Origin of the sequence: Sorangium sp. So ce296 (genome assembly GCF_051529605.1) — a bacterium.
Taxonomy (GTDB): Bacteria; Myxococcota_A; Polyangia; order Polyangiales; family Polyangiaceae; genus Sorangium; species Sorangium cellulosum_D.
On record NZ_CP150325.1, the window covers coordinates 11,100,664 to 11,113,215 of the forward strand.

At 72.1% G+C, this 12,552-nt stretch carries 7 protein-coding genes; 2 read left to right on the forward strand and 5 right to left on the reverse strand.

Going from position 1 to position 12,552, the window contains the following annotated elements:
• Positions 1-71: 71 nt before the first annotated feature.
• The 3 genes from WME98_RS41190 to WME98_RS41200 form a co-directional block, all read right to left on the reverse strand.
• The gene (locus tag WME98_RS41190; RefSeq protein ID WP_437947134.1) at positions 72-2,027 is read right to left on the reverse strand and encodes a S8 family peptidase; all 1,956 of its coding nucleotides are present in this window, start codon (positions 2,025-2,027) and stop codon (positions 72-74) included.
• A 392-nt stretch (positions 2,028-2,419) separates the two neighbouring features.
• Positions 2,420-4,987, reverse strand: a complete 2,568-nt coding sequence (locus WME98_RS41195; protein WP_437947136.1) for a polynucleotide kinase-phosphatase — start codon at positions 4,985-4,987, stop codon at positions 2,420-2,422.
• Positions 4,984-6,495 carry a 3' terminal RNA ribose 2'-O-methyltransferase Hen1 gene (locus WME98_RS41200; RefSeq protein ID WP_437947137.1) on the reverse strand — a complete coding sequence of 504 codons (1,512 nt, stop codon included), beginning with the start codon at positions 6,493-6,495 and terminating at the stop codon, positions 4,984-4,986. The genes WME98_RS41195 and WME98_RS41200 overlap by 4 nt, the downstream gene beginning before the upstream one ends.
• Before the next feature lie 413 nt (positions 6,496-6,908).
• Between WME98_RS41200 and WME98_RS41205 the strand changes: the two genes are divergently transcribed.
• Together WME98_RS41205 and WME98_RS41210 are read left to right on the forward strand one after the other, a co-directional pair.
• Entirely contained in the window at positions 6,909-8,228 is a 1,320-nt protein-coding gene (locus WME98_RS41205; protein WP_437947138.1) for an expansin EXLX1 family cellulose-binding protein, read from the forward strand.
• A 295-nt stretch (positions 8,229-8,523) separates the two neighbouring features.
• On the forward strand, positions 8,524-9,648 hold the full coding sequence (locus WME98_RS41210; RefSeq protein WP_437947139.1) for an STAS domain-containing protein: 1,125 nt from the start codon (positions 8,524-8,526) through the stop codon (positions 9,646-9,648).
• Here WME98_RS41210 and WME98_RS41215 read toward each other — a convergent pair whose 3' ends face one another.
• Together WME98_RS41215 and WME98_RS41220 are read right to left on the reverse strand one after the other, a co-directional pair.
• Positions 9,649-10,860, reverse strand: a complete 1,212-nt coding sequence (locus WME98_RS41215; protein WP_437947140.1) for a hypothetical protein — start codon at positions 10,858-10,860, stop codon at positions 9,649-9,651.
• Between the two features lie 185 nt (positions 10,861-11,045).
• Complete coding sequence (locus WME98_RS41220; protein WP_437947141.1) at positions 11,046-12,179, reverse strand: hypothetical protein; 1,134 nt, start codon at positions 12,177-12,179, stop codon at positions 11,046-11,048.
• Between the last annotated feature and the right edge of the window lie 373 nt (positions 12,180-12,552).

The following is a 12,552-nucleotide window of genomic DNA, read 5'->3' on the forward strand; positions in this document are numbered from 1 at the left end:
GCGCGCGGCAGCCGCCGGCGAGCGCCCCATCGGGTGGCGCTGCGCGGCCCGAGCGTCGAGCCCGGCCTTCCCTAGAGGCTCAGGACCGCTCGCAACGCGCGCACCGCGTCCACGAAGCCGAAGCCCGTCTCGAAGTCGAAGCCGCGCGCGCCTTCGACCGGTACCGGGCCGATCTCGCCGCCGAGGTCCCGCAGCCGCATGTCCTCCGCGGTGAGCCTCAGCGCCAGATAGACGAGCGACGGTGGGAGCCTGTGCGCGCCGAGGATGCTCGTGCCGGCCGCGACGTCGCGCGCGCGCGCGTCGAGCATCAGGGCGGCCACGGCAGCGACGTGCGGTGCAGACGCCGACGTGCCGAAGAAGTTCGGAAACTGGTCGGGCTCGGTGCTGCCGGGGATCTCCACCGTGATGGGGGCGAAGAAGAACGTCGTGTTTCCACCGTCCGGTCCGGTCACGCCGGGCTTCAGCCGCACCTCCGGGATCGGGAGGCGCCGGCCGCGATCGTCGAACAAGATCGGCGTGCCGCCTACGGAGGAAAAGGATTCCAGGCATGCGGGCACGCACGCCGGGTTGAGCGGGCCCCACTCCTCGGTCTGGAACCACGCCGCGGCGCCGACCGCCTCGGCGCCGGCGGCGTTCAGGTGGCCGTACATCGTGGAGCTCCGCGTGTCGAACTCGTCGACGCTGAACGTGCCCTCGATATTGAACCACACGTATTTCATGAGATCCGGCTTCGGGCCCGCGATCAGCTCGATGCCGATCTTGAAGACCATTTCCTCGTCAGATCCGTTGATGAGCACGGGGACCTCGACCGCGTCCCCGCCGAGGTTGTTGGCGATGCCTGCGATCTGACAGACGACCTGCGCGGGGGCCATCGTGCACTCCTCCACGGGCTCGCCGTTCTCGTGGTAGAAGATGAGATCCACGTCGCTCCGTGAACCGCGCCTGCCATTGGCCGAGAGCGACGGTTGGTCCCAGTCGAACGCCAGCTGCGTGATCGAGCGCGCGCCCGCCGAGACGCGCTGCAGGTCGTCGACGCGCGGCCCCGGGTCGAAGTCGTGGCGTCGCCCGCCGGAATGGCCGGCTCGACCGGAGTCGCGGAACCTCGACTGGTACGACTGGCGCGCCAGGTTGCCGGCGGCCGAGAAATACGCCACGCCGCGCTTGACCACCCGATCCACCGCGTCGGCGACCCGCCCATCCTCGAACATCGGCTCGTCGAAATAGATGATGTCGTCGACGATGACCTTCGCACCGTTGTCGGCGAGCTCCACGATCCCGGCGGCGAAGTCGTCCTCGCTGATGGCCGCCGTGTGAAAGGACAGGCTCGCTCCCGGCGCGACGTCGTGGATGGTCTGCATCATGGCGCGACCTTCGTCGATGCAGTCGGGGACCGTCGTCCGGTCCACATCCTGCAGGACGACGGTATCCCGAGGCAGGTCGTCGTTACGGATGTCTTTAGCGGCGTCGGTGAACATCTGCCCTGGGAAGAGCGGCTCATGCCGACAGTCGAAGCTGTCCGACAGCACGCCGACGCGGACCCCTCGGCCGTCGACGCCGAACCGCGCGCGCGCGACGTCGCTCCGCAGCGAGCGATCACCTTGCGTCGTGACCAGACCTGCCTGCGTCGTGGCCATCGTGGGCTTCATGTACTTCAGGTCCCCCATGGCCGCGATGGCGCCGAGGCGGGCGATCGGGACGCGGCCCGACACGGACTCGCCATGGACCCGCGCGTCGAGCATGCCCTCGCGGGCGAGCTGCGCCGCGAGCGCCGCGCCGTCGTCGCCGTACGCGCTGACGGCGACGTAGCCGTCCTGCACGCGGAGCGTCGGGAACTTCCGGTCGAACGCGGCTTCGTCGGCCGACGGACGCGCCGCCGCGGCCCGCTGCAGCGCGCGCAGATGAGGCCCGAGCTTCGCGCCCGGCCCAGACATCAGGTCGCGCTTGCGCTCATGCAGCGCCTGCGCGGTCTGCTGCAGATCCGTCTCCTCTTCCCAGCTGGGCTCGCCCACGCACCCTATCAGCACCATCCAGAGAGCACACGCAGAGATCCCCCAGAGCTTCATCGCGATCCCCCCCCTTGAGCGGGTCGACGCGTGGCTGCGATCCACGAGCCCCGCTTGACTTCAAGCAATGACGTTCATCCAGGGCGTCCTGGCTACGTCATCACGGCGATGACAGCCTTTTTCCCTTATGAACTCGGTCCATGATCCCACCCCCTCCCCCCTGCGCAACGGGTTTTCGCCGTTGTCCAGGGCAGCGCGACCGGCACGGAATCGGCTGTTCCTCAGTGCTCTCTCTGCCACCGCCTCGCGTTGCCGGAGCTCCTCCCGGATGACGCATTCACGGTAGGCTCCCGGGGAGGGGGGCGGCTCGGCAATACCTGCGTACCCAAGGAGGAGCGTAGGCGACGCAGTGTCGATCAAAGCCGAGGATCGATGGGCTCGCTCTCCAGCGCGAGCACCCCGAACACGCACTCGTGCACGCGGTAGAGCGGCTCGCCCTCGACGAAGCGGTGGAGCGCCTCCAGGCCGAGCGCGTACTCCCGCAGCGCCAGCGCGCGCTTCGCGGAGACGCTGCGGTGGCGCAGCCGCGCGAGGTGCTGCGGCATCAGGTACTCCGGGCCGTAGATGATGCGCAGGTACTCCGGCCCGCGGCACTTGATCGCCGGCTGGACGAGCCCGCGCGGGCCGCGCACCACCCACTCCCACGACTTGACCACCATCCCCTCGCCGCCGCGCTCGACCATCTCCGTCCAGAAGGCCACCGCCTGCGCCTCGCTCGCCGGATCCGAGAGGTCGACGACGCGGTGCGGGGTCGGCACGAAGAACGCCGGATCGACCTCGCAGAGCCGCGCGAGCTGCCGCAGGTGGAAGCCGTGATCCCGCGAGGCGTGCACCGCGCCCTCGCTCGCGAGCAGGTGGAACGGCGCGAGCCGGAGATCGGCGATCGACCGCACCGGCCAGCAGTAGCGCCGGTAGGCCGCCACGTACCCGTCCATCGCCGCCTTGCGGGCCGCGTGGCGCTCGAGCAACGGCCGCGCGCTCTCGTCGCGGGCGGCCGCCAGCTCGAGCGCCTTGACCGCGGCGTCGAGCGACGCGCGGCCGGACGCGCCCACGGCGGCGTACTGCCCGCGCAAGAGGTCCTGCGCCTTCGCGGACCAGGGCAGGAGCTCCGCGTCGAGGCAGACCCAGTCGGTGCGGAGCTCGGCCCAGAGATCCGCGCGGTCCATCGCGGCGCGCACCCGGTCGATGAGCTCCCGGCTCCGCGCCTCGTCCGCGAAGAACGGCCTGCCCGTGCGCGTGACGCACACGCCGAGCGGCCCGTCGTCGACGCGGAACCGCCGCCTCCGCGCGGCCTCGTCGCGGCACACGACGAGCACCGCGCGCGACCCCATGTGCTTCTCCTCGCACACGACGCGGCCCACGCCGTTCTGCCGGAAGTACGCGAACGCCTCGCGCGGGTGCTCGAGCAGGCCCCCGTCCTTCGACGTCTCGCTCGGCGACATGGTCGGCGGCAGGTAGATGAGCCAGCGCGGATCCACGGCGAAGCGGCTCATCGCCTCGAGCGCCGCCGCGGCGTTCTCCTCGCGGATCGTCACCATGCCGTGCACCCGCGTCCGGATCGCGCGGCGGCCCCGGATGTCGTCGATGTCGAGCGCGTCGTCCGCCGGCCCCCGCGGGTCGGCCTTCGGGTCGGCCCCGCGCGGCGCGAGCGGCTTCTGCGGCTCGTAGTACACCCGGCGCGCCTTGACCTCGACGAGCTCGCGCTCCGGGTAGCGGAGCGCCGTGAGCGCGCCGCCGAACACGCACCCCGTGTCGATGCAGATGGTGCGGTTCTCCCACTCGGCCACGGTCGTCGGCGTGTGGCCGTAGACCACCATCGCCTTGCCGCGGTACTCCGAGGCCCAGTTGTACCGCACGGGCAGGCCATACTCGTCGGTCTCTCCCGTGGTCTCGCCGTACAGGCAGAACTCGCGCACCGCCCCCGAGCCGCGGCCCTGGAACGCCTCCTTCACGCCCGCGTGCGCGACCGCGAGGTTGCCGTCGTCGAGCACGTAATGGCTGACGAGGCCGTCGATGAAGTCCGCAGCCTTCGCCTTGAACTCGTCCGTCTCGACCTCGAGCTGCGCGAGCGTCAGCTCGAGGCCGTGGGTCGGCCGCACGTCGCGGCCGCGCAGCTTCTTGAGCAGCTTCACGTCGTGGTTGCCGGGCACGCAGAGCGCCGCGCCCGACGCGACCATCGCCATCGCGAGGCGCAGCACGTCGGGCGAGCGCGGCCCGCGGTCCACGAGGTCGCCGAGGAAGATCGCGCGCCGGCCCTCGGGGTGCGACGCCCGCGGCGCGTCCGGCAGCCCCTCGAGGCGGTAGCCGAGCGCCTCGAGCAGCTCGACGAGCTCGTCGAAGCAGCCGTGGACGTCGCCGATGATGTCGAACGGGCCGTGGTCGTCGCGGCGATCGGTCCACAGGCGCTGCCGCTCGATCGTGGCGGCGGCGACCTCCTCGGGCGAAGAGAGCACGTGCACGTAGCGGAAGCCCTCGCGCCGGAGATCCTTGAGCGAGCGGCGGAGCTCGCGGCTCTGGCCGCGCACGACGTGCGGGCCGAACTGCCGGTCCGGGCGGCCGGCGTTGCGCGCGTGGCAGAGCTTCTCGGGCAGGTCGAGCACGATGGCGACCGGCAGCACGTGGTGCTCGCGTGCGAGCGCGACGAGCGGCCTGCGCGCGTCGGGCTGCACGTTGGTCGCGTCGACGACGGTGAGCCTCCCCGCCGCGAGCCGCTTGCCCGCGATGAAGCGCAGGACCTCGAACGCGTCGGCGCTGGCGGCCTGGTCGTTCTCGTCGTCGGACACGACGCCGCGGTAGTGGTCGGACGAGAGGATCTCGGTGGGCTTGAAGTGCGCCCGCGCGAACGTGCTCTTGCCGGAGCCGGAGGCGCCGACGAGCACGACCAGCGAGAGCGCGGGGACGACCAGCGGCTTCGGCTCGCTCACGACGCGTCCTCCTCCGCCTGCGCCCCGGCGCCGCCGCCGTCCGCACCGGCTTGGCCGTTTGCGCCGCCGTGGCCGTTCGCTTTGCCCGGGCCGTCCGCGCCGTCCTCTCCGGCCGCGCGCGTGAAGATCGCCATCTGCGTCGGCGCGCCGAGCGACGGATCCATCGGGCCGATGGGCAGGTGCTCGACGGCGTAGCCGTGCGCGCCCGCGACCTCGGCGCAGAACGCGTGGAACTCGGCGCGCGTCCACTCGAAGCGGTGGTCGCCGTGGCGGAGCGCGCCGCGCGGGAGCCCCTCGAACCGCACGTTGTACTCGGCGTTCGGCGTGGTCACGACGGCGACGCGCGGCCGCGCGTGCTCGAAGACGGCGCGGGTGAGCGCGCCGAGCCGCGGGGGGTCGACGTGCTCGATGACCTCGATCAGGGTGATGGCGTCGTAGCCCGAGAAGCGGGCGTCGCGGTACGTCACCGACGCCTGGAAGAGCTGGATCCGCCGCCGCTGCTTGTCGGGGAGGTCGTCGAGGCGGAGCCGGTTCTTGGCGATCTCGAGGCTGCGCATCGAGACGTCGGCGCCGGCGACGCGCTCGAAGACGCGCTCGTCGACGAGGCGCTTCAGCAGCTTGCCCTCGCCGCAGCCGAGGTCGAGCACGCTCCTCGCCTCGGCGCGGCGGAGCGCCGCGACGACCGCCGCGCGCCGCTCCTCGTCGAGGCTCATCCGCGCCTCGGCCCTGTCCTCGGGCGCGGCCTTGTCGTCCTCGGCCTCCTCGGGGCTCGCCTCCTCGTCGGCCACCAGCCGGGCGAGCGCCGCGCGGAAGAGCGGCCGGCTGTGCTTGAGGTAGCGGAGCGCGATCGCCTCGCGCTCGGGGTGCTCCGCGAGCCATCCCTCGCCCTTGGCGAGGAGGTTCTCGACCTCGGCGTCGCCCACGTAATAGTGCTTCTTGTCGTCGAGCACGGGCACGAGCACGTAGAGGTGCGCGAGCAGCTCCCGGAGGCGGCACGTCCTCGCGAGCGAGACGCGCAGGTAGACGCTCTGGCCCCAGTCCGGGAACGCCTCGTCGAGCGGGAGGCGCTCGGCCGCGACCTCGTAGCCGAGCGGCTCGAAGAGCCGCCGGAGCATCGCCTCGCCGCCGCGGCACGGCAGCGCCTCGATCGTGGCGGAGAGGGGGAGCGGCACGTCGGCGAGCTCCGGGCGGTCGCGGCACTTGCCGCCGAGCGCCGAGCCGAAGACCTGCGCGATCGCCACCGAGAGGAACGACGAGGCGACGTAGGGCCGGTCGTTGACGTACTGGGCGAGCGTGCCCGGCTCGCCGCCGCCGCGCCCGCGCACGAGGTCCACCGGGTCGACGTCGAGCAGGAGCGCCGCGGTGCACCGCTCCTCGGTCGCCTCCGGATAGAACACGTGGGCCTTGCCGAACGAGAGCGCGAACGACTGCGTGTGCGCCGGGTTCTTGACGAGCAGGTAGCCGAGATCCGTCGCCGGCCGGTGCGTGGTGGTGAGCGTGAGGAGCATCGGGCGCCGCAGTCTACGGGAGCCGAGCGACGCGCGACAACCGCGCGCCCGGAGCCCCGGGGCGCAGAGCACGATCGCCACCGCGAAAGCGCGCTGCTCGGCAGGGCGCGCCGGCGCGAGATCGACAGGCCAGCTCGGGTTCGCTGACGTCGAACGCTCGAGGGGGAGCCGGTGGTGATAGGGGCGCTCGTGGGGAGTGATGTGGGCAATCGGCGCTCGTGTAGATGCTTGTGACTGAGTTGAAATCTTCGATGGAACAGGGGATTTCTCCGGCCGTGGGAGATCATTTCAGGGTGCTTGTTTGTCAAAATGACGTTTCTGTGCGTTGGAGCGATGGCGAGCTCATGAATCTGCATTAAGGGAGGTGTTGCCGGTCGCGCCCTCTCGGCGCGCCCACGACGTGGAGACTTAGGATGCGATCTCTGGCTTATCGAACCGCTGTTGCCTTCTCTCTCTCTGGCCTCTTCGCCGCCGCGTGCACCGCCGAGGTGCCCGGCGAGGAGGCTGCGGACGACCTCACCAGCGCCGTGGTGACGACCGACGGGCTCGGGGTCGCGGCGCTGACGAGATCGTCCGACTGGGGCAGCGGCTATTGCGCGAACGTGAACGTGGTGAACGAGGGGACCACGCCGGTGACGTCGTGGACCGTCGTCATCGATCTCAGGCAGTCGACCCTGAGCAACCTGTGGGAGGCCCAGTCCAGCCGGAGCGGCTCGCTCCTGACGGTGACCCCGGCTTCCGGTCGCGGGCAGATCCCGGTGGGGGGCGCGGCCAGCTTCGGGTTCTGCGCGACCGCGACGGGGAGCGACTACCAGCCGGTGATGGTGTCCATGACCCAGACCGGCGCGACCGGCTCCGGCGCGACGACGAGCTCCGGCGGCCCGACCGGCTCGGGGGTCACGACCGGCGCGGGCGGCTCGGGCGGGGCAGGGGGCAGCGGCGGGGGTGCGACGACCGGCGCCGGCGGCTCGGGCGGCGGGAGCGCCGTGACCGGCGGCGGCTCCGAGGGCGACGGGAGCGGCGGCACCTGCTCGATCCCGCTCCCGAGCTACGAGGACGGCCGTGGATCGGTGACGTGGTACACGCTCGGCCAGGGCTCGGGCGGCGCGGTGAACTGCAGCTTTCCGGTGCTCGGGAGCAACCCGGACAAGGTCGCGCACGTGGCGACCGGCGGAGGGCGGTATTTCGCGGCGCTGAACACGGCCGACTACGACACCGCGGCCGCGTGCGGGGCCTGCGTGGAGGTGAGCCGCGACGACGGGCGCAAGGTCGTGGCGACGGTCGTCGATCAATGTCCGACCGGCAGCAACCCGAAGTGCACGGCCGGGCACATCGATCTGAGCAAGGACGCCTTCCTGCAGATCGGGTCGGCCGACGAGGGCTATCTCGGGACCGGCAACGGCGGGGCGAAGGGCAAGATCTCGTGGAAGTTCGTTTCATGCCCTGTCGAGGGGGACCTCTCCATCTCGCTGAAGGAGCAGAACAACTGGTGGAACGAGTTCCGGGTGCAGGGCCACCGCAACCCGATCGCCAGGGTCCAGGTCCAGCTCGACGGGGCGTGGAAGGAGGCCACGCGGCGGGACTACAACTACTGGCGTGTCGGCGACGGCAACATGAAGCCGGGGCCGTGGCGCGTGCGCGTGATCGACGTCTTCGACGAGGTGATCGAGACCACGGTCCAGGTCACCACGGCCGAGCAGACCGCGTCGGCCCAGTTCTCGACGTGCGAGTGAGCCCCATCCCATCACCGCACCCGCTCCTCACATCCATGCTCCGGCGCGCGGCGCCCGCTGCCCCGCCGGAGCCGCCGTGATTCGCGCCCACCCCGGCGAGGGGATCCTCTCACCGCTGCTCCGGCCTCACCGCCCTTAGAAGGCCGTCACGGACGTGCGCTCCTGCGTGAGCCCCGGACTGCCGTCTTGGCCGGAACGGGGCCTGTCGCGGTTCGCCCGTCGAGGGCGACGCGTGCCGGGCTGAGCCGGTACACTGCGTCAGGCGGGCGGGTGAGCTCGTGGATTCGGAGAATTTATGAGCACAAGCTCTCAGCTTCTGGACGAGAAGATCCGCGTCGACGTCGGGGGAATGCCGATCGAGTGGGACGTCGCGCGCGGGCAGTGCACCTGGGCCGGCGTCCCGTCGGTGTCCATGTTCGTGCCGAGCAGCGTGCTCGGGCTGATGTCGGGCTTCCAGCGGATGGCGGGGACCGAGCGCTTCAACCTCGCCGTGGAGAGCGGCGGTCGGCTCAGCGTCGATGACGACTGGACGTTCCTCTCCGGCTATCCGACGTTCGAGGAGGGCTTCAGGGCGCTCGGCATCGGGGCGGCGACCGCGGGCTGGGGCCTGTGGCAGGCGGTCTCCATCGACCGAGAGCGGAAGGAGGCGCGCTTCCGCGTGGTGAACGGGTGGGAAGCGCTCTATCAGAAGGAGCTCGACGTCTGCTGGGGGAGCAGCATGATGGCGGGCAAGCTGGCCGGATATTGCACGAGGCTGTTCGGTCAGGAGTGCGAGGTCGAGCAAACGTCGTTCGCGGCGCGGGGCGATCCCCACGACGAGTTCACGGTGCGCCCCGCGACGACGACCCTGGAGGAGCGGCTGAACCGCCTGCTCGACGAGGAGCGGGCGACGAAGGCGGATCTGGCGATCGCGCTGCACAAGCTCAAACGCGAGGTCGAGGAGCGGGCCCGCATCGCCGAGGAGCTCCAGAAGACCGAGCAGGAGCTCCGCGAGAAGCTGTCGCTCATCGTGCGGCAGCAGCGCGAGCTGCGCGCGCTCGCCACGCCGATCATCCAGGTGTGGGACGGCGTGCTGACGCTGCCCTTGATCGGCACGCTCGACGGCGTGCGGGCCGGGGTGATCACGGAGGAGCTGCTCGACGCGGTCGTCCGGACCGGCGCCCGCTATGCGATCCTCGACATGACCGGGGTCGACGGCATCGATGAGGCGACGGCCGACCACGTGATCCGGATCGTCCGCGCGGTCGAGCTGCTCGGCGCCAAGGGGGTGATCACCGGGGTGCGCCCCGCGGTGGCGGCGCTGATCACGTCGCTCGGCCTCGACATGGCCGCCGTGGCCACGCTGCGGAGCGTCCGCGAGGGGCTGCGGATGTGCCTTCGATCGCTGGCGGGAGCGCCCGCCGGCGGCGGGGGGAGGTAGTCAGCCGCCGCCTGCGCCAGCTGCGCCGCTGGCGCCGCCAGTGCCGCCGGCCTCGCCAGGAACGCCAGTGCCGCCCGTACCACCGGCGCCGCCGGCGCCCTCCGCGCCGCCTGCACCGCCCGCACCTGCATCGTCCAGCGGGTATCTCTCATCGAGGCACAGCGGGCCGTCCGGCGTCTCGGCGCAGACCTCGCCTGCTCTCCCGCAATCCCCCTGGCCGCGCGGGCATTTCGTCGGTCCGAAGATGCAGAAGCCGTTGCTCTCCTGCCCCACGAACGTGCACGAGGCGTGCGGCATCAGGCAGTCGCCGTGCGTCGTGCACGCCTTGGCGCAGGCACCGGTGTCGCCGATGCCGGGATCTTTTTTGAGCGCGTAGACGCACATCCCGCTCCGCAACCCTCCGCAGTCCTCGTTCGCGATGTCTCCGCCGAGCGCGCACAGCCCCGCGCAGACACCGAGCTCCGGACCGAAGGGGACGCACCACCCCGCGCAGGGGTCGATGCCCTCGTCCCCGACCTCGCAGGGTGAGCCTGCGGGCAGCCCCGTCGTCGGCTCGTCGACGCAGAGGTTGATCCGGGGGTCGCACGCACGGCCGGCGCACTGGCTGTCCATGCCGCAGCTCGGCATGCACACCGATACGTCACCGATGCTGTCGCAGCGAAGATCCTCGCGGCCCTGGCACTTCCCCGGATCGAGCTCGTCGGTGATCCGGACGAGCGGGGGATCTCCCAGGGGGCACCCCAGAAGACAGATGCCTTCGACGCACGCGCTGCCCTCGCCCTCGCAATCGCCGTCGGCAGCGCACGACGTCGTGCAGTAACCGCCCGCCGGGCCTCCGCCGAAGAACTCATTGCCCGAGGCGGAGAGGCAAATGCCGCTCGGGCCGCAGTCGGCGTCCAGCTCGCACCGGGCGCCGAGCCCCCCGTCGCCGTATCCGCCGCTGCCGCCGTCGCCGCTGCCGCCGCCGCCGCTGCCGCCGCCGCCGCTGCCGCCGCTGCCGCCGTCGCCGCTGCCACCGTCGCCGCCGCCGCTGCCCCCGTCGGCGCCGCAGCCCCCGTCGCCGCCCACGCCCGAGCTGGCGCTCCCGGAAACGGAGCTCGTGCTCGTCGAGCTCGCTCCCACGCCGTCGTCCGCGTCGTCAGCGCAACCGAGGAAGCCTGTCGAAAGGGCGAGCGTGGTGAGCAAAGTCGCCGAAATCGTTCGCGTTTTCATCGATGTCTCCCGCGCCATAAGGCCCGGCCCGCAGCGGGCGCGCCCTCGATCGATCTCGCGACAGTAACGGAATTGGCGCTGCTCCAACATCGACAAGGGGGCTTGCGACAGATGACTTCGTGCGGCGAAGGGCCGTGTGCGGCGGCCTCAGCGCTCGCGACGGGCGCCTGAGCGGCGGCCCCGACTCAGAGCCGCACGAGCAGCCCCAGAAACCCCGCGAACGTCGGCCTGCCCGCCGTGCCGAGCCGCTCGCCCCCCAGCGTCACGACGGCGCGAGGCTCGGCGAAGATCGCGTGCACGTCGAGCAGGAGCGCCGCGCGATCCGTGAGGCGCAGCCCGGCGCCCCCGCCGAGGCTCGCGGCGATCGACCAGACCTCGCCGGTGGCGCTCCGGAGCGGCGGCAGGGGATCGCCGGCGATGAACAGGTGGACCCCGCCGACGCCGGCCGAGAGCACGGGCGAGATCGCGGCCCCCGTCTCCGGCGCCCACACGGCCTCCAGCAGCGCCATCTCCTGCCGGACCGACACCGCGCCGAGCGCGCCCTCGAGCGCCGGCCCGATCGCCGGCCCCGCGAACGTCAGCCGCGCCGCGAGCCCCGCCGGCAGCGCGCCCCCGCCGACGCCCGCGCCGTACGACAGCCGCAGCGCCGGACCGAGCGCCGGCCCGATGCCGCCCGCGCCGAGGAGCGCCGCGAGCCCGGCCTCCACGCCGAAGCCCGCGAGCATCCCGGGCCGCTCCGCCGCCGGCGCCGGATCGGCGCCGGCCTGCCGCCGCACCGGCGCCATCCACCGCTGCACGTCCTCGGGGACGGCGGCGCGCGCGCCGCCCGCCGCGCCCTCGGGCGGCGCGCGCGACGAGAGCAGGCTCGCCTCCAGCAGGCTCGCCTGCAGGAGCTCCACGGTGCGCACGGCCATCACCGAGGGCGCCGCCGCGCCGGACACCTCCACCGTGCGCACGACCGTCTTCTGCGTCACCCGGTCGACGATCCAGAGGTCCGCCGTCGCGCCCGCCCGGGAGCGGAAGATCGCCGCGGCCGCGAACGCGCCCTCGTCCTGCGCGGCGCGCTCCAGCGCGGCGCGCGCGTCGCCCTCGCGCTCCCGCGGGACGCGCACCACCTCGAACCCCGCCGCGCCGAGCTCGGCCCGGAGCCGCGTGGCGGCCTCGCGGACCAGCGGGTCGTCCGCGTCGGCCTCGACGATCACGACCCGCGAGGCGGCCGCCGCGGCCTGCTGCGACGGCGCAGGCGGCGCCGCCGCGGCCCGCGCGGGGAGGAGCGCCGGGGCGAGCAGGAGCGAGGCCAGGAGGGTGAAGGAGCGCACACGCCAGGGCTTATCAGATCGCAGGCGGTACGCGGAGGCGCATCGCGGCCGCACGGCGCCGATGCCAAGGACGGATTGCCTCTGGATCTCGGCGGTCGGCCTTCGATTCCGTGCTTGCGCGTCAGCCGGCACAGCACATCCCGCCGAATGGAGCTGGATCGACGGCTTCATCCTCCGCCGCTGTCCGGTGACCGGGGCCGAGTATCGGCACTTCTTGAAGACATTTCAACTCCTCGCGCAGAACACGAAGTCCGATCCGTGAACGAACACGGAAGCTCTACGGCTGGCGCTCTCGCATTCAGGAAACCTTCCGCGATACATCATAAAGTTCGTTTCGGGATAGGCTGTGCGCAGCACATATCGGTGATACTGC